We start from the raw sequence: 23,105 nt of genomic DNA, 5'->3' as shown, positions 1-23,105 counted from the left end.
GTGCCGTCCCCGGCCGGTCGTACGTAGGCGGGTGGCGCTCCGGGACGAGCCGGCTCGCCGCACCCGCCCCGCACGGGCGCCAGACGCTCACGACGCCCCGTCCGTCTCCCGGTCGGACTGCGGCCATACGTACGGCAGATCGTCCGGTACACCGGGGAAGCGCTCCCGGTAGAAGGCCGGGTCCTTGCGTACCAGCGCGGACTGATGGCTTCGATGGAAGTCCGGTGCGCCCAGCCACGGCGGCAGGTCCCCGCCGGCGGCCAACTCCTCCTGCGTCCGCGGGGCTCCCCCCGGCCGCCACCCTTCGAAGTCCTGGACCAGGGTGACGGCGCAGGTATCTGCACGCCCCTCGGCAGTCCACACCCCGCAGATCTCCAGCCCGTACCGGACGAGAGCCTCCTCGTACCCCGCCCACATCCGCACCGCGGGGTGCCTGCGCCATCCGTAACCCGGAACGACCAGGCCACGCAGCACCTGCAGGGCCTCGACCCGCTGCTTGCCGAGCCTCCGCACGTCCAGCACGGCTGCCGAGGCGTCGAACGACGGAAACGGGAGGAACGTCTGCACAAGCTCTCCCTCCGAGGGGTCGGCCTCTCGCCGGGCCACACTCTCACGTCGGCGGGTCGGAGGTACGGATCCGGCCCGGCGGCCTAACGGGCCGGCACGTATCCGGGCGGACGAGCGGATGGGGCCCGCCCATGTGCGGCAACGAACGAACGACACGGCCTGGCCCGGCGACGGGGGCGCCGGGTCCGAACCGTGTGAGATGCGGCGTGGTGGGGGTACGCGCACCATGACGACCGCGGGAGCCGCCCAGCCAGGGCCGGTTCGTCCCCCTTCCTTGCTCGGGTCCTGCCGCGCGCGGGAGCCGCGCCCATACCGTTCCGGTAGCGGAAGGAGTCCCGTGGCCGTCCGTCATCAGCCCGACGAGGCGCTCCGTGCCTGACGCGGTGGTGATCGGCCACGACTGCGCGCGCCGCTGCGCCACGGCGTTCTGCTCGGCCGCTCGGGGCGAGCTCCCGCGCCGTGCGCTGCGACGCCTGCCGTGCTGGAAGGCGCTGATCAGGAGAACCACCACGGCCACACACCGGGGAAGGTGAGGAGCGGCGAGACTGGCCTTCGGCCGCGAAAATCTAGGTGTCAATCATGGCGGGCCCACCCGCGATAGGCAGGCCTACCGGCCGGCAAAAGCGTCGTCCTGCGCCACGGCCGCGCAGATCAGCCCCACGCTGACCACCGGATGCGCCTACGCTTGAAGAGGTCAGGACGCGGCACCACTGACTTTGCACACATGACCTCGGGTGCTCCGCACAGCGCGGAGGCAGGGGACCCCTCCCCCTTTCCGGAAGACAGGCAGGCCACATCATGGCTAAGCAGCCGAAGTCATCCCAACCCCGGCACGGCGAACGGCCGAGCCCGCACAAGGGGACCGAGCAGCACGGTTGGTCTCCCGACGTCGACGAGACCCGCCAGCAGGACAATCCGAGCGCCCATCGTTCTTTCCACCCAGAGCAGTACGCCCCCGCCAAGGGCCCCGGCCGCAAGGTCTCCAAGGAGGAAGCCGGAAACCCGCACGGCAGACCCACGAAGAGCGTGAGCAGTCGCGGCGAGGACCGGAGCAAGGCGGGCAGCGACGAGGACGGCATGCACGACACGGGCCCCAAGGGCCGCTCGCAACGCCCCAGCGGCACCAAGGACGCATCCGCCTACACCGGCGTCGACCCGCAGGATCCGCCCGGAACCCGCAGCGCCGGGTGACTCCCGGGCCGTTCGCGCAGCCCGTTCGGTCCGCCCGTACTACGGCCCTCGGTCAGGTGTCCCGGCCGGCAGTCTTCGCGTTCTCGGCGGCCCGACGCTGCGCACCGCTGCTCGGAGGCAGTGCGTCGCCGGCCTCGCCTTCGTGCGTGTCGGGAAGCACCGCTTCCTCCGCTTCCTCGCGGGCCTCCGGGTCGCCGCTTTCGCCGGGAGCCTGGGACGGAGGGGTAGGGGCCGGGTCGTGCTTCCTGTTCTCGGTCATCGCGCACTCCGTTCATCGCTCTTCACATCGGTATGCCCCGCGTCTGCCCAGTTCGGCACCCTCATCACATCGGCCGCAGCCAAGGGCCCGGCCCGAGCCGCCGGGGCGCCTCACGGCTTGATCGTCATCTCCGCACACCGAGTGACGACGGAGGCGAGCTCCTGCCCGTCGGCGTGCAGCCGGCGCTGTGTGCGAGCGCCGTTCCCCCGTTCGTACAGATGCGCGACGCCTTCCCGGACCCGCTCGTCATCGCCGTGGTCCTTCAATGCCTCGCGCACATGCTGGTACAGGGCCTCGACTGCGTCCTCGGCAGACGTCTCGCGCATGGTTTCGGGGTGCAGCAGGGGTCCGTCCAGGCCGGAGCGGCCGGCCCGCCAGGAGGCCAGTCGCAGCAGGCTCGTACCGATCCTGGCCGGAGGCTGCCCGTCCTGCCAGGCGCGGGCCGCGGTCTCGACCAGGCCGCGGATGAGCGCGGCGAGCAGGACGGGCGTGGAGGAGTCCAGGCACACGTCGGCGACCCGGACCTCCACGGTGGGGTAGGTGGCCGACAGGCGGGCGTCGAAGTAGATCATGCCCTCGTCGCGCAGGACTCCGGTGTCGATCATCGCCTGGACCTGCTCGTGGTAGCGGTCGGCGGAGCCGAAGATGTCGACCGGGCCGGCGGACGGCCACCGGTTCCACACCCGGCTGCGATAGCTGCCGTACCCGCTGTCCTCGCCCTGCCAGAAGGGCGAGTTCGCGCTCATCGACGTCAGGACGGCCAGCCAGGGTCTGATGCGGTCCAGGACGGCGACGCCCTCCTCGTCCGACGCGACCGACACGTGGACGTGGCACCCACAGGTCAGCTGTTCCTGCGCGGTCAGTCCGAACTGCTCGCCCAGCCACCGGTAGCGTCGTCCGACGTTCAGCGACGGCTTGACGGGCAGCGGGGATGTCGCGACCGCCGCCACCACGGCTCCGGCACTCGCCGCGTGGTGGGCCGCCTCGCGGCGGATGCGGACGATCTCCTCCTGGAGCTCGCCCATCTCGGTGACCGGTTTCGTGGCGAACTCCAGCTGCTCCTTCTGCAGTTCCTTCTCGAACTCATGATCCCGTCGACCGCTCGTGCCGGGGCGCTGCCAGGCAGAGCGCTCCGCGGCCGCCAGCACCGCCCCCGACACAGCGAGCGGGGCACCACTGTCCGCGTCCACGAGCAGCAGCTCTTCTTCCACGCCTACGCTTCGCATCTCGCCGCCTGTGGATCGAACCGTCAGATGCCCCGCACCTGCCCTGCCTCCCCTCGTCCATTCCGCCGCCCCGCGCGTTTGCCACTCGTCAGCCGGGCAGACGGCCTCAAGGAGGTGATGCATCGTGCCGAGGTGGCTCAGTGCACCGGGAAGAGCGAAGTCGGCGGCCGCTCATGCCGCCACGTACGTGTGGCACGGCGTGCGGAAGCCGGGCACTGAGCGGGACGACCTGCTTCTGCAGGCGAAGACGGTGGTGGCGGCCATGGTCGCGTGGACGCTGGCCCGCTACTTCCTGCCGCCCGCCGTAGCGACGTTCGCGCCGTTCACGGCGATGGTGGCCTTGCAGGCGACCGTGTACCGCTCGCTGCGCGACTGCGCCCAGTACGCGCTGGCGATGTCGGTCGGCGCGACGCTGGCCGCCTCGCTGGCGGCCACCGCGGGCATCCACGGCTGGACCTTCGGTCTCCTCACCCTGGCCGCACTCTGGCTCGGCCGCGTCCGGAGCCTGGGCCAGCAGGGCACCCAGGTCGCCATCGTGGGGTTCTTCGCGTTCTCCTCCGGACAGGGCCGGATCGACTACATCGGAGACCTGGCCGCGTCGGTGGCCATGGGGGCCGTCTGCGGGCTCGCCGCCCACGTCGTCCTGGCTCCCGCCCGCCACGCCCGCCATCGGCAGACCGACGCCGCCGGTCTCTATGCGGAGATGAGCGAACGGATCAACGGGTTGGCCGACACCTTCGAGGCGACCACTCCCGACGCCGCCAGGGTGCAGCAGTGGCGCCAGGACTGGCGCCGCCTCTCCCACGACTGCGACGCCGTGCACCGGAGCGTCGAGACGGAAGAGGAGAACAGCCGCCTCAATCCCCGCCGCAGCTTCGAAGGCGCCGCCCAGGCCCTCCCCCGGACCCGCGAGTCGATCACCATCGCCCAGCACTCACTGGACCACCTGCGCTCCATCACGCGCACTCTGGACTACGCCATCGACAGCGGGGAGATCGAAAACCTGCCGGCGTCCTTCCGCAGCGGTTTCGCCTCCGTGCTGAGGACCTCGGCCGGCGCGATGGAGGAGATAGGACAGACGTCCCGAACCGACGACGGCTGCCTGGTCGACATGATCGAGGATGCGACATCCCAACTGGACCGGGTCCAGAACCACTCCCTGACCCACCCGGAAAGCCGGTCGGCGACCCCGACGCTCCAGGGCACCCTCCTCACCGACGCCGCGCGCCTCCTGGCCGAGCTCCGCTCGGGCCGGCACTCCCTCAGCCCGGCCTGAACCCCAACCCGCAACGGGCGCGGACCGCACCCCGATACGCGCGGCGGGCCAGCACCCGTCAGGGCCGCGGGGTGACAGAGCCCGGCCGCGGTGACTACGGTCCTCGGCCGGGCTCTGGGTGCGTGGGACAGCGCTCTTCTCGGGGCCCTCTGGGCACCGGTCGAGACACCAACGGCGATGGTTCCGACCCCTCGGAGCGTTCGCGTGCCGCAGCTTCACACTGACACAAATGATCACCCTACGCACCACCTCAAGCACGGAACGTGTGGAGTGTAGTCCAGAAACCCCTCATCGAGCCGTGTGCGGCGCTCGGGGGAGCCTGGATTGCTTGCCGCCCAGTTCGGGCACAGGATGCCGCGTGACACGAAATCCTCCGCCGACCCACACCCCGGACGGACATTACGTCCTCATCGACGGCAGGCGATGGCGGGCTACCGACCCGGACCTCCCCGACGACGTCGCAGCGCGCCTTCGCTCCCACCTCATGTCGGCCCGGCGTGCCGTCGGTGCTGCCCTGCGCAGCCACGACGAGCAGGCGGAGCGCGAAGCCAGACGTCGCGTCCACACCGCCAAAGTGGCCCTCGGCGAGCGCGGAGCTCCCTGGTGGGAGCAGGACGACGCCCAACGGCGGGCACGCTGGCTGGAGGGCCTTGCGGCGCTCGACAGGGACGGTGAACAGCTCTGATCGAGCAGAAGACCGAGACAAAGGTCGAGCAGGCCAAGGGCGACGCGCGAGAGGCCAAGGAAAAGGTCAAGGACACGTTCAAGCACTGACCGCAGCGTGCGCGGGCCGGGTCCGCAACCGCGGTGCCGGCCCCGCTGTGTGCCCCGGTGCGCCGGGGACCGGCGGGCGGCCATCGGCTGGGGGCAGCGGCAACAGGAACCGCCCCCGCCGACACCGGCGGCCGACGCGCCGTCAGAGCCCGGTCCGCACTCTGCCCGCGCTGCTGCTGTGCGAGGTTCAAGAGCAGCTCGCCGGCCAGGAGGCGAGCAGACGCCGTCTGCCGACCAACAGCTGTTGAACCATCGCCTGGTGGCCGTTCTGCTCGAAGGCGGTGCGGACGCCGCCGAGCGCGATTTCGAAGGCTGCGTCGCGGAAGGTGGGCTCTGGGATGAGGCAGCGTTCCAGCGCTACCCCGCAGGCTGGCACCAGGATGAACTCAGGGATCTTCTGGGAGCGCGGGCGGAGCCCGCGTGCGAGCGCGGACCCTACCCGCGCGTAAGGGACGTGAGCCGAACCATGGTGAGCCAACCGAGTTGTCGAAGGGCTGTCGCCTAGATATCCGTCACTGTCCGTAGTAAGTCTTGTCCCGGCGTGACACTCGCCGTGACGGGTGCCTGCGCGTCCACCCGTGTGAACTGACACAGAGGAACCGCCCATGGCGACGTCGACCGAGCCTGTCACGCCGATTCCGGTACGGGGCCGCTCCTGGGGGAGCGTGCTGGTCTCCTGGCTGACCACCACCGACCACAAGAAGATCGGGCACTTGTACCTGATCGCGTCGTTCGGGTTCTTCGTGATCGGCGGCGTGATGGCGCTGCTTCTGAGGGCCGAGCTGGCCCGGCCCGGCATGCAGATCGTCTCCAACGAGCAGTACAACCAGACCTTCACGCTGCACGGCACGATCATGCTGCTGTTCTTCGCGACGCCGACCTTCGCGGGTTTCGCCAACGCCATCATGCCGCTGCAGATCGGTGCGCCGGACGTAGCGTTCCCCCGGCTGAACATGCTGTCGTTCTGGCTGTTCCTGTTCGGCGGGCTGATCGTGGTGTCGAGCCTGTTCACCACGCAGGGTGCGGCCGACTTCGGCTGGACTGCCTACACGCCGCTCAGTGGCGGGGAGCGGACCCCTTACGTCGGCGGCGACATGTGGATCATGGGGCTGGCGCTTTCCGGTTTCGGCACGATCCTCGGTTCGGTCAACTTCGTCACGACGATCATCTGCATGCGGATGCCGGGCATGACGATGTTCCGGATGCCGATCTTCACCTGGAACATCCTGCTGACCGCGGTCCTGGTGCTCTTCGCCTTTCCCGTTCTCGCCGCGGCGCTGCTGGTATTGGAGGCCGACCGGCGCTTCAACGCGCGGGTCTTCGACCCGGAAAACGGCGGCGCCCTGCTGTGGCAGCACCTGTTCTGGTTCTTCGGGCACCCGGAGGTCTACATCATCGCGCTGCCGTTCTTCGGCATCGTCACCGAGATCTTCCCCGTGTTCTCCCGCAAGCCCCTGTTCGGTTACCTCGGCCTGATCGGCGCGACCGTCGCGATCGCCGGCCTGTCGCTGACGGTCTGGGCGCACCACATGTTCGCCACCGGGGCAGTGTTGCTGCCGTTCTTCTCCTTCGTGACGTTCCTGATCGCGGTGCCGACGGGGGTGAAATTCTTCAACTGGATCGGCACCATGTGGAAGGGTTCCATCTCGTTCGAGACACCCATGCTGTGGGCCGTTGGATTCCTCGTCACGTTCCTCTTCGGCGGCCTCACCGGCATCATCCTGGCCTCCCCACCGATGGACTTCCATGTCACCGACTCCTACTTCGTGGTGGCCCACTTCCACTACGTGGTCTTCGGGACGGTCGTCTTCGCGATGTTCGCCGGCTTCTACTTCTGGTGGCCGAAGATGACCGGCACCATGCTCGACGAACGCCTTGGAAAGATCCACTTCTGGTCCCTGTTCATCGGCTTCCACATGACCTTCCTGGTCCAGCACTGGCTCGGCGCCGAAGGCATGCCCCGCCGTTACGCGGACTATCTTGCCGCCGACGGATTCACCGCACTGAACACCCTGTCCTCGATCGGAGCCTTCGTACTCGGCCTCTCCACGCTGCCGTTCTTCTACAACGTGTGGAAGACGGCCAAGTTCGCGCCCCGCGTCGAGGTCGACGACCCGTGGGGCTACGGCCGCTCCCTCGAATGGGCCACCTCCTGTCCCCCGCCACGGCACAACTTCTTCACCCTGCCCCGCGTGCGCTCCGAATCACCGGCCTTCGACCTCCACCATCCCGAGATCGCCGCCCTCGATTACACCGGCGACCACAAACGCGACGTCATCGACCAGGACAAGGCCTCTGCTCCCCGCGGGTCTCTGCGCGGCAAGGGCCCGGAGCAGCCCGAGTAGGCCCGGGCCGGCGATGACCGAGCGCTCGAAGGAAACGGCCGCCGGACTCGCGCGGATCGAGGGGTACCTGATGAGTCAGGCAGCCCTTCGAGAAGCCAAGGACCAGGGTGAAGCCTTCGCCCACGATCTGACCTGGCTGGGCCCCGGCGAGCAGCGCGAGATCAGTCACCGGTTCGCCCAGCACCACTTGCGCCTGCGTAGGGAGATGCTCACCGCGACCGTGGCACGGGCCGAGGAACTCAGAACGGAATACGCACACCGCTACACCCACCTGCGCCGCCGCGTCATCGGCCTGGCACTGGGCGCGTTCGCGGTCTGCACGCTCACCCTGGCCATCCTGTTCCGTCCATGACCATCTCGAGAACCGGCATCACCGGTTCTCGCCAGGCAGCGTCGGAGCGGGCCGAGTCGGCAGCGACGGCTTCCTCGTCGGCATGAACCCAAGGGTCACACGATGTCCGCCGCCGATCCGGCGCCCCTCCAGGCGGGCTCGCCCGGGCGCCGGAGGACGCGTCAGGCCGGCCACGGTCTGATGGCTGGCGAACGCGCTGGGCGTCGGAAGGACCCTGCCCGAAGGTGCCTGACAAGTGGGGCACGCATGGGCCCATCCGTGCCCGTCCGATCGATCCCGACGCGAGCGACCCGTACACCCGCTGCCGCATCATCACGATGAACGGCATCAAGGTGGAGGCGATCCTCTTCGGCCACAATCTGGCCCGCACCTGTGTGGACCCGGAGGTCAAGCGGCAGCTGGCCCGTACCCGGTACATCGAGGCGCGGCAGCAGAACGTCGTCAACCGGCTCCTGCCCGGTGGCTCCTCGGTGCTGGAGACGACGATCGCGTACGAGCAGGTGGCGGTGGATCTGACGTCGTGGGTGGCACTTCTACACCTGCGGATCTCATACGACCTCGGCGCCGGCTACGTGCGCGAGGCGCACGAGCGGCAGCACCAGGAGATGTTCGGACGGGACTACCGCGTGGAGACGGAGGGGCCGCACCCCGACCCGTCGCAGCGCGCATGAACCGGCCCCGCAGCCACAGCCGGCCCGCGCCCCGGCGCCAGCCGGTGCCGGCCGGTGCCGGATGACGCCGGATGACGCCGGATGACGCCGGATGACGCCGGATGACGCATACCCTCTCCAGGAGGATGACGTGAAGCAGGTAGGGGACCCCGCGGCCGGTGAGGACGTGGTGGCTCTCCTCATCCGCCAGCACGGTTAGATCCACAACCTGTTCGACGAAGTACGTCTGAGCGAGGGCGACGCCCGCGCGGATGCCTTCAACCGTCTGGTGCGGCTCCTGGCCGTCCACGAGACGGCGGAGGAGGAAGTTCGTGCACCCCCACGCCCGCACCGCGTTCGAAGGCGGGCGACGACTTGTACCGGCCGACGCGGAGGCAACGCGCGCCTCGCTTACGGCCCTGCCAGAGCAGCGGTACCCCACAAGCCCGCTCCTTGACGCAGCAGTGTGAGGATGTGCTGGAGTTCGGGCCGGTGCTGTCCGGGGAGGAACACCAAGACAACGCGGCCGGTCGCGACCGCCGTATCCGTCCATTCGGCCGGTACGAGGCCGGGAGCGGGTTGGTAGAACTCTGCTCCGTCGTAGGTCACGAACACGGCGCCATCCTTGACGATGGCCGACCAACCCGGGGTCGGCCGCAGCAGGTCCTCGACGATGGCGGTGAAGGGCGTGAGTCCCATAGCCGTGAGTAGCTCGTGCACGGCCCGGTCGTCGTGGTTGTCGTCTTGCGTGAACACCAGGAGCGACAGATCGCCCGCCGGTGTCCCGCGGAACCCGATGGCCTTGAACGCCCACGACGGTTCCTGGTGCATACGCCGGCCTCTATCGTTTGTTGCGGTTCGGTTGGCCCGTCCGATGACCTCGTGGCGCACCACCTGCTCGTGGACGGCGTCGGCGTCCACGTGCTCAGCGTAGAAGTGTTCGGCGGCCGTTCCGGCTCCGCAGCGCCGCATTGCCTTGGCGAGGCGCCTGGAGCCGGGCGAGGAGGTGACCTCGGCCCAGGCGAAGTGTCCGATGAGTGCACCGCGCAGGGCCCGGTGGAGCCCGAAGAGCGAATTCAGGTTCACAGTGGCGAGGAGAGGGGCGGGAGCCTGGCCGAAGTAGCGGCCGTACGTGGGATCGAGGCCGAGGTCGACCATGAGGTCCGCGAAGAGCTGTGCGTGCATGTCGGCGGTTCGGCCCGCGCCGAACTCGTCCTATGCGATGGCCACCATCGCCGCTTTGGCGCGACCGAGGAGCCGGGGAATGACCCGGGCGTGCGGGTCCGCTCCCTTCAGGTGGTAGAGGGAGCGCAGCGCGGCGTATTCGCGCAGCTGCCACAACTCGCCGGATTTCTCGAGGTGGAGATCCTCGCCCCACGGGTCGGCCTCCAGTACCGCCCGGGGCGCGTACACCGGCGCGGTAGGGGAGAGCAGGGCCTCGACGACGGTGCCGGAGAGCTTCCCGCGCCCGTCCACCAGACGGGGCGCGCACGCGGTCGCCTTTGTGGTGGTGCGGGGAGGGTCATGACGGCTTCCTGTCCTCGGACGGCCGGGCGGCTCGTTCACGGGGGCGGTGGCTGGTGTCGCACCACGGGTGGGTACGGCTGCGGCGGCAGGTGCGGAGCGCGGTCATGAACCGGTCGGAGCGGACGCAGGTCCCGCCCGTCATCGAAGACGATCTCGACCGGACCTTCCACCAGAACCGGGCCTTCCGGGTCCACCGTCACCCTGCGCGCCGACGCCCGGCTCGGTGCCGGCTGGTCGGGGCTGTCAGAGGGACTGGGCACGAATGACCACCAGCTCTTCGAGTTCCCCGGCTTCGGTGGTCAGGCCCTGCTGCTGAAGCCAGGCCCGGCGCGACCGCAGAACGGGCCCCCACGGTACGCATGCCCTTGCGGTGACCTCGGTGACCAGACCCCTAGCGGTCAGCCGATCGACGGTCTCCTGGGCTCCGCACATGCCGGAGTGCACCATGAGCAGGACACCGCCGGGATGCAGCAGGGCGGGAGCACTCGTGCAGATCCGGTCGATGACCGCGCGGCCGTCGGGACCGGCGTCCCAGGCACGCTCCGGCCCCCGCACGGGGAGTCCTGATCCCGGGGCCGGGACGTAGGGCGGATTGGAGATGACGAGGTCGAACCGGCTGCCGATGACGGCCGCCGCGAAGTCGCCGTGGACGACGCGCACGGGCAGGCGCCGACGGACGGCGTTCAGCCGTGCGGTAACCACGGCGCGCCAGGAGACGTCCACCGCGGTGACGCCCGCTCCCCGGCGTGCGGCTTGGATGGCCAGCGCACCGGTGCCCGTTCCGATTTCCAGAACGTCGGCTCCGGGACCCAGAGGTTCTTGAGCGAGGGCCTGTGCCAGGAGACGGGTGTCGCCCTGCGGCTGATAGACACCCGGAAGGGCGATCAGCCCGGCGGGCAGCGTGCCCCACGTCAAAGCCGTACTGGCCACGGGGTACCTCCGTGCTTGGTGTGACCCGCTCGCGGCCGTCCGCCGCTTCGCGCCACTGCCCCCTACGGAGCAACTCATCCGACGCTCGGGCGATCATCTCCAGACGCACCCTGGGGTGGCTCTTTGTCCGAGCCGGACATCGGCCGGACGCCTACGGGCGGGCGTCCCCGCCATCCGGATCATTCTCCGGGGTTTCCCACGATTGCGCGCGCCGCTGCGCCGCTGGGTCTGCTGCCCTGGCCGGGCGGGCGGGGGCCTTACGCCGGGCGCTGCGGCGGCTGCCGTACCAGAAGGCGCCGATCAGAGGAATCACCAGGACCACGCCGACGAAGAGGAGAAAGGTCTAAACCCGGCCTTCGGCCGCCGCAAGATTTTCCAGGGCGATCATGCCGGGCGTCTACCCAGCCTGAATTCGTTCACGGGGTCGAGGAGTGCCGTGCCAGCTCTACACCGTAAGAGAGCGGCGGCTCAAAGCGCTATGCGTGAGCACTGTCCGCAGGGAACCGCACCTCGGCCGAGGCCCGTGGACCGCGCGCCGGACACCGAGCGAGCCTCGGGCCCCTGGGGGGCCGAGGCTCGCTACACCCGCCGAGGTCCTCCGAGCGGGTATGTGTGCGGGTCGGGTCAGGCTGCGGCGGGGAAGCGCTCCCAGACGCGGTGGGCTGCGATTAGTTCCAGGAGCTGGGGCAGTGCCCGTGCACCGTCTGTCACGATGACGCCCGGCTCGCCGTCGGAGATGCCCGCAGCCTCGAAGAGGGCCTCGGCGCCGCCCCAGCCGGCGACGGCCTTGCCGTGCCGGTAGGCCTCGGCGAGCAGCGCCATGACGCGTGGGTCGCTGGCGGCGGGCCTGGGGTCTCCGGCCTTGGCGTCGCGGGCACCGTAGGCGTCGGCGCCTGCGTCCGGCACGCCCGCGAACACCAGCGCGTCGAACTCGACCGAGCGCGCGGTGGCGAAGGTGCGCTGGACGGTGACCGGGTCGCCGCCGGCACCCAGTACTCCGCCGGCCGGGGCGATGACCAGCGGCACCATGCCGGCATCCAGGACGGCCTCGCGGATCTCGCGCAGGCCCGCCATGTCGATGGCCTGATCGGTGACGATGCCGACGACGCGTCCGTCCAGCGGCCAGGTACGGCCGACCTGGGACAGGGCGGGGCTCGGGCGGACGTCCGCGAGGGGTTCGGTGGCGGCCGGCACCGGCAGCCCGAGCCCCACCGCCACCTGCGCGCACAGCTCGGGGTCGATGTTGGCGAGTACGGCCAAGGTGCGTTCCTTGACGGCCTGTTCGTAGCACTTGCCGAGTTCGAAGGTGTACGCGGCGATGATGTGTTCGCGCTCGACCGGGCTCATGCTGAGCCAGAACAGGCGGGGCTGGGAGAAGTGGTCGCTGTAGGAGGCGGGTGCTTCGCGGACCTTGCGTCCGGCAGGGACCTCCACCGGTACCTCGATGAACGCGCCGGTGTCGGCGCCGGCGAAGAAGGGGCAGCCGCCGTCGAGGCTGTTGGGCTTGTAGGGGGCCACGCCCCGGTGCACGGCCGTCTGGTGGAAGCCGTCACGGAGCATGTCGTTGACGGGCGCGTGGGTGCGGTTGATCGGAATCTGCGGGAAGTTGGGACCGCCGAGCCGGGTGAGCTGGGTGTCCAGGTAGGAGAACATCCGCCCGGCCAGCAGCGGGTCGTCGGTCGCGTCGATACCTGGGACCAGATGACCGGTGTGGAAGGCGACCTGCTCGACCTCGGCGAAGAAGTTCGACGGATTCGCGTTCAGCGTCAGCAGCCCGACCGGCTTCACCGGCGCGAGCTCCTCCGGCACGATCTTCGTGGAGTCGAGGAGGTCGATGCCCTCGAACATCTGGTCATCGGAGTCGGGGAAGGTCTGGATGCCCAGCTCCCACTGGGGGAACGCCCCGGACTCGATGGCGTCGAAGAGGTCCCGGCGGTGGAAGTCGGGATCCACGCCCGCCAGGATCTGCGCCTCTTCCCAGACGAGCGAGTGCACGCCGAGTTTGGGCTTCCAGTGGAACTTCACCAGCGTCCTCACGCCCTGCGCGTTGACCAGGCGGAAAGTGTGCACGCCGAACCCCTCCATCATCCGGTAGGAGCGCGGGATGCCCCGGTCGGACATGTTCCACAGGGTGTGATGGGTCGCCTCCGTGTGGAGGGACACGAAGTCCCAGAACGTGTCGTGCGCGGACTGCGCCTGCGGGATCTCCCGGTCCGGATGCGGCTTGCCGGCGTGGATGATGTCGGGGAACTTGATCGCGTCCTGGATGAAGAACACCGGGATGTTGTTCCCGACCAGGTCGAACACACCTTCCTCGGTGTAGAACTTCGTCGCGAAGCCGCGAGTGTCACGCACCGTGTCCGCCGACCCGCGTGAGCCCAGCACCGTGGAGAAACGGACGAACACCGGCGTCTCGACGTCCCTGGCGAGGAACGCGGCCTTGCTGACCGCTTGCGCCGTGCCGTAGGACTGGAAGACGCCGTGCGCGGCCGAGCCGCGGGCGTGGACCACTCGCTCCGGGATCCGCTCGTGGTCGAAGTGCATGAGCTTCTCGCGCAGGTGGTGATCCTGCAACAGCACCGGCCCCCGCGGGCCCGCCTTCAGCGAGTGATCCGTATCGGGCAGGCGCGTGCCCTGCGCGGTGGTCAGGTACGCACCGCTCTGCGCCATCCTGGCCTGCTCCGCACCAGTGGGCTGGCCGGTCGGGCTGACGGTCTCCGGGCCGCTCTGGTCCGCCTTCGGCGGCAGAGGCCCGACCGGATCGACAGGCTCGACGAGCTGAGGAGAGACCAAGGCCGGCTTGCCGGGGATGCCGTCTTCAGGGCCCCCTGCCGGACCGGCGTGCATGACGCCGGCGATTTTGTCGGCGACGGCCTTCACCGGATTCTTCTCGGACATCACATCTCCAGATACGGGGGCGGGCCCTCGGGCCCTACACCTGTGACCCGCAGCCAGGTCCCCTGAAACCTGGACTAGCCTGTCCGGTCGAGGGCCACCCGCACAGGACCGGCAGGCGGATCTGCGAAGCTCCGCCGCGCCCTTGCCCCGCCCCCACGCCTGGGCCGGGTTCTCCCTCGGCCTGGGGGTCTTCCAGCCGTTCGACGGGATCGTCGACCACAAACTGCTGCGCCAGCACCAGATCCGCTACGGCGTTGATGTCACCCCGTACGACTGGGCCTGGAACGTCGCCGCCCTGATCCTGCTCCTGATCGGCGCGGCACTGGCCGTCCGCGCTGCGCGCCACGCGAGGGCGGGATCAGCATCGTGATGCCCGGGCACGTCCATCCCGGCCCAACCACGGGCCCCGGCCCCGCCGAGGTGGTCACGGCGGTGACCGCCCTGCTGGGGGTCGCCGTCTACCTGGTGGCCGCTCATCGTCTTCGACAGCGCGGGGACCTGTGGCCCCGATGGCGCGACGCCCCGTTCTCCGCCGGCCGCGCTGTTGCCGCCTCGGCGGCGACAGGCCGCTGCCGGGCGGTTCGTACACCGCCCACATGGTTCAGCACCTGATCGTCGGGATGGCGGCCCCGCTTCTGCTCGTCTGTCCCACCCCCTCACCCTCGCCGGGGCGGTGTTGCACGAGGCGCCCGAGCTGCCGTCCGCCGTGTGGAATCGAATCGGTCGGGCAGGGGCCTGACATGAGGCCCCGCTCCCGTCGGTACCGAACCGAGTCGGACTCAAGCCCCCCGGAGGGCCGCGTCGCGGTGGCGACGGGCGCTGCCCGGGGGATCGAACACCGCTCGGCCCGCGTGTACGCCCCGCCGTGGCTGCGCGGCGCGCATGCGGCCCGCGCCTGCCCGCCCCCCTTGGTCGTGCACCCCTCCCGACGGGTTCTCGCGGCGCGCGGGCGCGACCCCTGCCGCCCACCGGCTTGCTCGGCCCGGGCGGCGCGACCGCCGACACCACGGCAGGCCCAGAGCCGAACCATCACCCGTACTTTCGTTCCGGGGAGAAACCATGGCCGTACGACACCAACTGATCCACGCCACGCCACTCCAGGTGTGGGCCGTGCTCGCCGACGGCTCGCGCTACGCGGACTGGGTGGTGGGCACCAGCGAATCGCGCGTCGTCAGCGGCCTGTGGCCCGAACTTGGATCCGCTCTCGAGTACACGGTCCGGATCGGACCGTGGACGGCCGCAGGCACCACCGCCGTACGGCTGGCCGGTGGGCCGACGGAGCTGGAACTGGAAGTCGACAGCGGGCCCCTCGGCACGGCCCGGGTGGCGATCGAGGTCCGCCCCTGGGGCGAGGAGTCCCTGGTCATCGTGGACGAGCACCCCCTGCGAGGCATCGGGGGCACTCTCCACAACGCCGCGGTCGACGCTCTGCTCCAGCTGCGCCACCGCAGCATGCTCGCGCGGCTCGCGAACGTGGTCGAGGAGTCCGCCGGGTCGGGCGACCGCGCACAGGCCTAGAAGTGTCAAGGTGACGACGCAATACGCCCCGTTCCAGTCGTTCCCGCGCGTATCACGTACAGGAACCAACAGCGAGCACCGTACAGAGCAGTGTGGCCGCACCGTAGGCCGACGGCCGAGTCGTCTGGCCGCCGTTCCTCGAGGCTCGGCGCTGTGCGGCCGGGTGCATCCAGTGGGCCGTTTTCCGAAGAGCAATGGGGACAGTCACGGGTGTGATGTGTTGTCCCACGAAGGTGCAGGACCTTGCGGAGGCTGAGGTGGCGCGTGATCGGATCGGACCGGCCGAGGTGCTCGCGGCGGCGGAAGACGCCGCGCCGGTGGACTCCCTCGACATCGTCGCGCGCAACCTGCGGAACCGGTTCGGTGCGGTACGTGTCCTTCCTGGTCGGAGAGGTACCCGCGACGCGCTCCACCGTTCCACCGCTGTCGACGAGTTCAGTATGTGCCCCCGTCGGCGGCGTGCCGCTCCCTTTGGCCGCCACGCTCAGATCAGGGGGCGAAGAGAACCTTGACGGCGCCGTCCTGCTTCTTCTGGAACATCTCGTACGCGTCCGGCGCCTGTTCGAGGGGCAACCGGTGCGTGGCGAAGTCCTCGACGCCGAGGGGGTCCCCGTCGGTGAGCAGGGGGAGGATGTCGTCGACCCAGCGCCAGACGTTGGCCTGGCCCATGCGCAGCGTGAGCTGCTTGTCGAACATGGTCAGCAGGGGCAGCGGATCGGCCGCACCTCCGTACACCCCGGACACCGAAACGGTGCCGCCGCGGCGGACGAGGTCGATGGCGGTCTGGAGCGCGGACAGCCGGTCGATTCCTGCACGCTTCATCATGGCCGCAGCCAGCGAGTCCGGCAGGAGGGTGGTCACGCCCTGCGCGGCGGCGGCGATACGGCTGCCGTGGGCCTCCATGCCGACGGCGTCGATGACGGCGTCCGGGCCCCGCCCTGCCGTGAGCTCTCGGACGGCGTCCGCCAGGTCCTCGCCGCACTCCTCCATGTCCAGGGTGTGCATGCCGCGCCGACGGGCCCGCGCCAGGCGCTCGGGAACGAGGTCAATGCCGATGACGGTACCGGCGCCGCGGTGAGCGGCGATGCGGCAGCTCATGTCCCCGATGGGCCCCAGGCCCAGGACGGCGACACTGCCGCCCGGCGGGATGGACGCGTAGTCGACGGCCTGCCAGGCCGTGGGCAGGACGTCCGACAGGTACACGAACCGATCGTCGGGCGGCCCGTCCGGAACACGGATCGGCAGGGAGTTTCCGAAGGGGACGCGCAGGTACTGGGCCTGCCCGCCCGGGACCTGACCGTAGAGCTTCGTGTAGCCGAAGAGCGACGCGCCTGTGCCGTGCTCGTGGACCTGCGTCGTCTCGCACTGGGACTGCAGGCCCCGGTCACACATGAAGCACGACCCGCACGAGATGTTGAAGGGGATCACGACCCGGTCCCCCGGCTTCACAGCGGTGACCTCCTGCCCCACCTCCTGGACCATGCCCATGGGCTCGTGGCCCAGGATGTCGCCGACATCGAGAAAGGCCCCGAGAACCTCGTAGAGGTGCAGGTCCGAGCCACACAGGCCGGTCGTCGTGATCTTGACGATGATGTCGTCGCGGTCGCGGAGCGTGGGATCGGGCACGGTGTCCACGCGTACGTCCCGCTTGCCGTGCCATGTAAGTGCCCTCATGCCGCCTCCTTGCAGACTGTGCCGCTGCGCTTCCGTCTCTGTCGTCCCTCACCGTGCGCCTGCCCCCGACCGTTCCGACGAACCGGTTCGGACCGGTTGAGACCGGTTCGTCCCGACTCCGCTCCGGCCCGCCCGGAGGAACCCCGCGGACGACCGGCGGCAGCGACAGCGCTTCAGCCGGGTGTGCGTGGGCAGCCGCCGGACATGAACCGACTTCCCGAAACCGGACGCTCCTACTGGATGGAAACGGCCGCCCTGCCGTCCTTCGCCCCCCTTTCGGGAGGTGCGGAGGCGGATGCGGCGGTGATGGGCGGCGGCATCGTCGGTCTCAGCACGGCGTGGGAACTGGCCCGGGCCGGTCTCAGGGTCATCGTGCTGGAAGCGGACCGGCTCGCGGGAGGCGTCACGGGCCATACGACGGGAAAGCTCACCGCGCTGCACACCGCCGTGTACGACACGCTCCGGTCCGAGCACGGAGAGGACGCCGCCCGCCAGTACGCGACGTCCCAGAGCGCCGCGCTGCGGCACGTCATCGAGGTGGCCGAGGAACTCGGCATCGACTGCGAGCTGGAGAGGCGCCCGGCCCTCACCTACTGCGAGCAGCCCGAGGGCGTCGAGGCGCTGCGCGCGGAGGCCGTAGCGGCCCGGTCGGCCGGCCTCAACGCTTCGTTCGTCACCGGAACGGGCCTGCCCTACCCGGTCGCCGGCGCCGTCAGGGTGGAGGACCAAGCCCAGTTCCATCCGCTCAAGTACCTGCGCGGTCTCGCCGATGAGATCGTCGCACTCGGCGGCCGGATCCACGAGGGCACCCGCGTCACGGAACTCGACGAGGGGAATCCGTGCCGCTTGACCACCGACTCGGGGGCCATCGTTACCGCCGGACACGTCGTGGTGGCCACCCATCACCCCGTGTTCGACCACGCTCTGCTCGCCGCGCGGCTGACCCAGCACCGCGACCTGGTCATCGCGGGCCCCCTGCCGGCCCATCTCGACCCCCAAGGGATGTACATCACGGAAGAGGGCGGCAAGCGGTCCGTCCGGACCTCGCCGCTCGCGGACGGGAGCCGACTGCTGATCGTCACCGGCGAGGCGTTCACCCCCGGCGAGGGCGAAGACACCAACGCCGGGTACGCCCGTCTCCGGGCCTGGACCGAGCAGCATTTCCCCGACGTCACCCTCACCCACCGGTGGGCGGCTCAGGACAACAGCGCCACGGACACCCTGCCCCTCATCGGCGCAATGCCCGGAGGGGGCGAGAACGTCTACGTCGCCGCCGGCTTCGCCGGCTGGGGCATGACGGGCGGGGTCCTGGCCGGGACGGTCATCGCGTCCCTCGTCAGCGGCGAAGAGGAGCCGTGGAACGGCCTGTACGACCCCGGCCGCTTCGGTTCCGCTCTCCGGTCGGCGCCCACGCTCCTCAAGGCGCAGTGGGACGCTGGGAAGCACTTCGTCAAGGACCGCCTGGACACGCTCGGCGACGGCACCAACGGCCCCGTCCGAAACCTGCCGCCGGGCGAAGGAACCGTGGTCGGTGCCGGTGGGAAGCCGTGCGCCGTACACCGTGACGACCGGGGCGGGCTGCACTCCGTGTCCGCCGTCTGCACGCACCTCGGGTGCCTCGTCGCCTTCAACAACGCCGAACGGACGTGGGAATGCCCTTGCCACGGCTCCCGCTTCGGCATCGACGGCGAGATCCTCCAAGGACCGGCACTCCGCCCGCTGGAACGCCGGGATCCCGGAGAGCTCTGATCGGTTCCTCCGGCCGTGACCGGCCCGAGTGGAGCGGCCCTCATCTTTTGCACCACGTGTCGGTGGCGGGGACGTACCGCACCAGTCCGCGCGTCTCGAAGTCCCGCAGCCACCCCTCCATGGGCCAGTTCCCCCAGCGGGCCTTGTACAGGGCTCCGTTGCGGAGGATGTCGTCGATGTGCTGGACGGGAGGGCGCTGGGTGGGGTGGTGCTGGTGGTAGGCGGGGGCGCCGCCCACCCACCACAGGTCCACGCCCTGCCGGCCCGCGGCGGAGGCGAAGTCCGTGTCCTCGGCACCGTATCCGGTGTAGTCCTCGCAGAAGCCGCCGATGCGGTCCCAGGTCCCGGCCGTGAGGGCGAAGGACAAAGACCAGAACAACCGGGGGTCTCCCCCGTGAACGACCCGGCCGTCCGCGGGTGCGGGGCGCGCCGGGTGCGGCGGAGCCATGCCGGCCAGGTCGTCGAGCCGGTACCCGCCCGCGGGCGGCGGCGGCAGGTAGGCGACCGTGCCACAGAGCAGGGCGCCGTCCTGGGCGGCCCGGACGTAGCCGTCCAGGAGGGAGGCACCGGGGACGCAGTCAACGTCGAGGAAGACCAGCAGGTCCGCGCCGGCCCCGAGGGCTCGCGCGGCCCCCGCGTTGCGGGCGGCGGCCAGCGGGAGGTGCCCGTCCGTCCGGGGGAGGGTGACGACGTCCGCAATCGGGTTCCTGTCGACGACGAGGTGCCGGATGTCGGGGTCGGACATGGAGACGATCACGTAGTGGTCCGGGGGGCGGGTGCTGCGTGCAAGACCGTCCTGCTGCAGGAGCAGATGAGGGTGCCGGCCCGCCGCCAGGGTGATCACCGCGGTACGCATGCGGACCGTCCGGGCGGGCGCAGGGCCAGATCGCTGAGCAGCCGTGCCGCTCTCTGGGCTCCGTCGCCGGGAGACCAGCGTTCCCAGCGGGCTTCCCGGGCGGCTGCTTCGACCAGGAGTCCGGTCCAGGCGTGCGGGGGCGGCCAGCTGTCCCGTACGGTGGCCAGGCCTGCCGCTCGCAGGGCCCGGCCGGTGGCGTGCTGCTCCCCATGGGGCCGGTCCTGGGGGATGACGATGGCAGGGACGCGGGCTGCCGCGCACTCGGCGACGGCGTTCTGACCCGCGTGCGTGATGATCACGTCTGCCCGGCACAGCACCGGCCACGGGTCGTCGATCCAATCGGCCCGGGGGCCGCCGAGGAAGGTCCACGACCAGTCAGGGGTGGCGCGGACCGCCTCTGCGAGCTGGCGATCGGTGACGTCCGCCCCTCCGGCTCCCAGCATCACCACCACTTCCTTCCGGGAGGACGGCCCGCCGCTGACGCACAGGGGACGCGGGCGGCCGTCGTAGCGGGAGATGCCGCCGGTGTGCAGGGCCTTGGCGTGCCAACGCGCGGGCCAGTCCGGCTCGGGCAGGGATTGCGGCCAGGGGGCGATGAGGGCGTCCGCAAGGTCGTAGGCGAGGCGGTGGGCCTCGTCCCCGCGGTCTCCGCGCATGGCGACGACGACGGGGGTGCCCATGAGACGGGCCAGGGTGGCGGCCTCGACCGACACGTCGCTGACGAACAGGGCCGGGCGCTCCTGCCTGATCCACTCGGCGATCGTTCCCATGCGTTCGCGGTGCTCCGGGTGGTGAAGGGGAACCCAGTGCAGGCGCCCGCGAGCCGTGGGGTCCACGGGGGCGTGGTCGCCGTCCGGGGGGAGCGACACCCAGCCACCCGTCCACGCCTGCGGCTTGGGCAGGGAGGACAGGATGGTCACCGGGCCCTGCACGTGCGCGGCGATGCAGCGGGCGCGGTGCAGGTGGCCACGGCCCTGGTGGTGGACGTAGTAGCCGATCACCGCGCCACCTCCTCGTACAGGTCGGTGTAGGCGTCGGCGGTGCGGTCGAGGGAACAGAACTCCTCCGCCCGGTGGCGGGCGGCACCGCGGTCGAGTTCCATGGCGCGCGGGATGAGCTCCGCCAGCGCCTCCACGTCCCCCGACGGGGCCAGCACGCCGCAGTCCGGTGTGAGGATCTCCGACAGGGCGCCCCGGTCGAACCCGCACACCGGTGTGCCGCAGGCCAGCGCCTCGGCGACCACCAGTCCGTACGGTTCGTCCCAGCTGGGCGTCACCAGAGCGGCGCTCGCGGAACCCAGCAGCTCGGCCAGCCCACGGCGGTCCAGGTGACCGACGTAGCGAACGTCCTCTCCCAGCAGGGGCTCGATCCGGTCGTCGAAGTACGCACGGTCGCAGATCGGCCCCGCGATCCGCAGCGCCATTCCGGCCGCGCGAGCGGCTTCGATGGCCAGATGGGGCCCCTTCTCGGTGACCAGGCGGCCGGACCACACGAGGTCGCCGCCACCGGGTCCCGGCTTCCAGAAGTTCATGTCGATGCCGTTGCGCACGACGCGGGCGCAGGGCACGGTCGCCTGCCAGGCACCGGCGGTGAACCGGCTGACAGCCGTGAACGTGACCGGGCAGCTGTCCTGGGCCTTGATTGCCGACTCCAGCCACGGGGTGGGCGGCGTGTGGAGCGTGGTCACCACGGGAACGCGCAGCGCCGACGCCATCGCGACGGGGAGGTAGTGCAGGCTGTTGTTGTGCACGACGTCGAAGCGGTGTTCGCCGTCCCGCGCCAGGTCCAGCATGAGCCCCAGGTAGGCGTGGTGCTCTTCCATCCACATGACACTGGGCATGCTCACATCGGTGCGGGCCGCATCGCTCAACGTGGAGCGACGCACCGGAAGTTCACGCGCTCCCAGTGCCGGGTCGGAACCGGGTGCGGCGAAGAGTTCCACGTCGTGCCCGCGCCGGTGGAGGGCACGTGCCAGCCACCACGTATGGGCTTCCAGCCCTCCGGCGAACGGCTCGCTGATCGGAAAGCGTGCGGATGCGATGAGGGCCACGCGCAAGCTGCTCATCGCAGCGTGCTCATGTACAGGGCACGGTGTGCGGCAGCGAGTTCGTCTCTCTCCTGCGTCCGGTGCTGCGCGGTCGCCCGTGGCGCCGGCCGTTCCTCGTACGCCGTCCGCACCGCCGCGCGCAGCGATTCCTCGTCCAGGCCCCCTCGCTGCGTGTGCCCGTAGGTCAGGCAGGGGCGCTGCTGGGCGTAGAAGCCACAGTCGGGGGCCGCGACCGCGGTGCCCAGGTCGTGGCACGCTTCCAGCCACCCGGAGTGGGTGCCGAAGAGGTAGGGCAGCACCGACAGGTCCAGGGACGCGAGGTAGTCCCAGAGCTGTTCGTCGTCGAAGTAGTCATGGACGGCGAGTGTGAGGCGCCCTCGGTCCGCAAGTTCCTCCAGCGCCCGGATGAGGTGTGGAGCGTGGGCCGCGGAGGTGGGTTCCGCCACCTCCCGGTGGACGTTGACCTGGAGCTCGGCGTCCTTGAGTTCGGCCACCGCGTCCGCGAGGACCCGTACCACCGGGAGGACGGACATGTTGGGGCGCAGGCTCTTGGCGTGCACGCCGACCCGGAACCGGTCACGGACCGGCCGGGGGCGGGCGAGGCGTGCCAGTTCGACCACGTGTGGATGGGGCAGCACCGTCGCTGTCCGGTTCCAACGACTGCGGATGCTCCGGGCTGCGCCGGGAGTCAGGGTGACCAGGTGGTCGGCTGCGGGAACGACCACATCGAGGGCGGCGTCGTGGGCGGCCGGATCGGGCTGATGGGGATTACGGAGGTCGTGCACCGTATAGACGAGAGGTTTCCCGTGCAGGCGGAGAGCGTCCACGAGCGCGGAAAGCTGAGCCGGGCTCTGGGCGTCGAAGCCGAAGTGCAGGTGGAAGACATCGAAGTCCTCGTGGTGGGCACTCACCCAGTCCGGGTCGAGCATGACCGGCGGCCACCAGCGCTGCGACGTACTGGCGGCTCCGTTCGGGCGGGGGTCCAGCAGACGGCTGACACCGTCGGGCTCCGGTGCGGAGCAGTGCCGCACGTACACGTGACCGGCGGGTACGGAGGCGACGCGGATGTCGCGAGCGCGGCCGGTGTGCAGCGGCTGCTGTTCGGTCACGGTGTGTTCCTTCGGTGACGGAGGCGACGGAGGCGACGGAGGCAACGGAGGCAACGGAGGCAACGGACCGCAGCAAACTTTGCCGGCCCGTCCCAGTCTGTGGGGCACTGCCCCGGCCTACCTGCGGGCGGGGTGCGTCGTCGGGCGACGAAGGCTC

The 23,105-nt window shown here is 70.4% G+C and carries 20 protein-coding genes and 3 pseudogenes; 10 read left to right on the top strand and 13 right to left on the bottom strand.

What is annotated here, in order from left to right; genetic code table 11:
* Nucleotides 1-87: 87 nt before the first annotated feature.
* Nucleotides 88-567, bottom strand: coding sequence for an MSMEG_6728 family protein (locus RIU97_RS35630; RefSeq protein WP_404961616.1), 480 nt, complete (start codon nt 565-567; stop codon nt 88-90).
* A gap of 798 nt (nt 568-1,365) precedes the next feature.
* Between RIU97_RS35630 and RIU97_RS35625 the strand changes: the two genes are divergently transcribed.
* Nucleotides 1,366-1,758: a hypothetical protein gene (locus RIU97_RS35625; protein WP_404961615.1), complete on the top strand. Its 393-nt coding sequence runs from the start codon at nt 1,366-1,368 to the stop codon at nt 1,756-1,758.
* A 52-nt stretch (nt 1,759-1,810) separates the two neighbouring features.
* Here RIU97_RS35625 and RIU97_RS35620 read toward each other — a convergent pair whose 3' ends face one another.
* Both RIU97_RS35620 and RIU97_RS35615 read right to left on the bottom strand, forming a co-directional pair.
* Nucleotides 1,811-2,017 (bottom strand): hypothetical protein, encoded by a 207-nt coding sequence (locus RIU97_RS35620; protein ID WP_404961614.1) that lies wholly within the window; start codon nt 2,015-2,017, stop codon nt 1,811-1,813.
* Between the two features lie 110 nt (nt 2,018-2,127).
* Nucleotides 2,128-3,243, bottom strand: a complete 1,116-nt coding sequence (locus RIU97_RS35615; RefSeq protein ID WP_404961613.1) for a glutamate--cysteine ligase — start codon at nt 3,241-3,243, stop codon at nt 2,128-2,130.
* A gap of 124 nt (nt 3,244-3,367) precedes the next feature.
* On the opposite strand from RIU97_RS35615, the gene RIU97_RS35610 reads away from it, so the two are divergent.
* The 5 genes from RIU97_RS35610 (at nt 3,368) to RIU97_RS35590 (ending at nt 8,661) form a co-directional block, all read left to right on the top strand.
* Nucleotides 3,368-4,519 carry an FUSC family protein gene (locus RIU97_RS35610; RefSeq protein ID WP_404961612.1) on the top strand — a complete coding sequence of 384 codons (1,152 nt, stop codon included), beginning with the start codon at nt 3,368-3,370 and terminating at the stop codon, nt 4,517-4,519.
* Between the two features lie 484 nt (nt 4,520-5,003).
* A complete protein-coding gene (locus RIU97_RS35605) occupies nt 5,004-5,204 on the top strand; it encodes a hypothetical protein (protein ID WP_404961611.1) in 201 nt (66 codons plus the stop codon).
* Between the two features lie 694 nt (nt 5,205-5,898).
* The gene (ctaD, locus tag RIU97_RS35600; protein WP_404961610.1) at nt 5,899-7,638 is read left to right on the top strand and encodes a cytochrome c oxidase subunit I; all 1,740 of its coding nucleotides are present in this window, start codon (nt 5,899-5,901) and stop codon (nt 7,636-7,638) included.
* 13 nt (nt 7,639-7,651) lie between these two features.
* Entirely contained in the window at nt 7,652-7,990 is a 339-nt protein-coding gene (locus tag RIU97_RS35595; protein ID WP_404961609.1) for a hypothetical protein, read from the top strand.
* 224 nt (nt 7,991-8,214) lie between these two features.
* Nucleotides 8,215-8,661 (top strand): hypothetical protein, encoded by a 447-nt coding sequence (locus RIU97_RS35590; protein WP_404961608.1) that lies wholly within the window; start codon nt 8,215-8,217, stop codon nt 8,659-8,661.
* Nucleotides 8,662-9,510: 849 nt separating this feature from the next.
* On the opposite strand, the pseudogene RIU97_RS35585 reads toward RIU97_RS35590, so the two are convergent.
* The 5 genes and pseudogenes from RIU97_RS35585 to RIU97_RS35565 form a co-directional block, all read right to left on the bottom strand.
* Nucleotides 9,511-10,119: pseudogene (locus RIU97_RS35585) on the bottom strand (iron-containing redox enzyme family protein); the annotation flags it as partial.
* A gap of 43 nt (nt 10,120-10,162) precedes the next feature.
* Nucleotides 10,163-10,273, bottom strand: coding sequence for a hypothetical protein (locus RIU97_RS35580; RefSeq protein ID WP_404963057.1), 111 nt, complete (start codon nt 10,271-10,273; stop codon nt 10,163-10,165).
* Nucleotides 10,274-10,410: 137 nt separating this feature from the next.
* Nucleotides 10,411-11,097, bottom strand: coding sequence for a HemK2/MTQ2 family protein methyltransferase (locus tag RIU97_RS35575; RefSeq protein ID WP_404961607.1), 687 nt, complete (start codon nt 11,095-11,097; stop codon nt 10,411-10,413).
* Nucleotides 11,098-11,248: 151 nt separating this feature from the next.
* A pseudogene (locus tag RIU97_RS35570) lies at nt 11,249-11,422 on the bottom strand (DUF6479 family protein); the annotation flags it as partial.
* 299 nt (nt 11,423-11,721) lie between these two features.
* On the bottom strand, nt 11,722-13,995 hold the full coding sequence (locus RIU97_RS35565; RefSeq protein WP_404961606.1) for a catalase: 2,274 nt from the start codon (nt 13,993-13,995) through the stop codon (nt 11,722-11,724).
* 142 nt (nt 13,996-14,137) lie between these two features.
* Here RIU97_RS35565 and RIU97_RS35560 point away from each other — a divergent pair, with 142 nt between their 5' ends.
* From RIU97_RS35560 to RIU97_RS35550, 3 genes and pseudogenes are all read left to right on the top strand, one after another.
* Entirely contained in the window at nt 14,138-14,365 is a 228-nt protein-coding gene (locus RIU97_RS35560; protein WP_404961605.1) for a DUF2243 domain-containing protein, read from the top strand.
* Nucleotides 14,366-15,054: 689 nt separating this feature from the next.
* Nucleotides 15,055-15,513, top strand: coding sequence for an SRPBCC family protein (locus RIU97_RS35555; RefSeq protein WP_404961604.1), 459 nt, complete (start codon nt 15,055-15,057; stop codon nt 15,511-15,513).
* A gap of 257 nt (nt 15,514-15,770) precedes the next feature.
* Nucleotides 15,771-15,909: pseudogene (locus tag RIU97_RS35550) on the top strand (serine/threonine-protein phosphatase); the annotation flags it as partial.
* Between the two features lie 93 nt (nt 15,910-16,002).
* On the opposite strand, the gene RIU97_RS35545 reads toward RIU97_RS35550, so the two are convergent.
* Nucleotides 16,003-17,187 (bottom strand): zinc-dependent alcohol dehydrogenase, encoded by a 1,185-nt coding sequence (locus RIU97_RS35545; protein WP_404961603.1) that lies wholly within the window; start codon nt 17,185-17,187, stop codon nt 16,003-16,005.
* 204 nt (nt 17,188-17,391) lie between these two features.
* Between RIU97_RS35545 and RIU97_RS35540 the strand changes: the two genes are divergently transcribed.
* On the top strand, nt 17,392-18,936 hold the full coding sequence (locus tag RIU97_RS35540; RefSeq protein WP_404963056.1) for an FAD-dependent oxidoreductase: 1,545 nt from the start codon (nt 17,392-17,394) through the stop codon (nt 18,934-18,936).
* A 40-nt stretch (nt 18,937-18,976) separates the two neighbouring features.
* Here RIU97_RS35540 and RIU97_RS35535 read toward each other — a convergent pair whose 3' ends face one another.
* From RIU97_RS35535 to RIU97_RS35520, 4 genes are read right to left on the bottom strand one after another with little or no spacing between them, the layout of a single operon-like run.
* Complete coding sequence (locus tag RIU97_RS35535; RefSeq protein ID WP_404961602.1) at nt 18,977-19,792, bottom strand: glycosyltransferase family 2 protein; 816 nt, start codon at nt 19,790-19,792, stop codon at nt 18,977-18,979.
* A complete protein-coding gene (locus tag RIU97_RS35530) occupies nt 19,777-20,793 on the bottom strand; it encodes a glycosyltransferase (protein ID WP_404961601.1) in 1,017 nt (338 codons plus the stop codon). The genes RIU97_RS35535 and RIU97_RS35530 overlap by 16 nt, the downstream gene beginning before the upstream one ends.
* Entirely contained in the window at nt 20,790-21,857 is a 1,068-nt protein-coding gene (locus RIU97_RS35525) for a glycosyltransferase (protein WP_404961600.1), read from the bottom strand. Before RIU97_RS35525 ends, RIU97_RS35530 begins: the two co-directional genes overlap by 4 nt.
* Nucleotides 21,854-22,948, bottom strand: coding sequence for a glycosyltransferase family 1 protein (locus tag RIU97_RS35520; RefSeq protein WP_404961599.1), 1,095 nt, complete (start codon nt 22,946-22,948; stop codon nt 21,854-21,856). Before RIU97_RS35520 ends, RIU97_RS35525 begins: the two co-directional genes overlap by 4 nt.
* Nucleotides 22,949-23,105: the final 157 nt, after the last annotated feature.

The sequence above is a fragment of the Streptomyces sp. 147326 genome (assembly GCF_045000215.1).
Classification (GTDB): Bacteria; Actinomycetota; Actinomycetes; order Streptomycetales; family Streptomycetaceae; genus Streptomyces.
The sequence above is the reverse complement of the archived record's forward strand: the minus strand, read 5'-3'. Positions and strand labels throughout refer to the sequence as shown.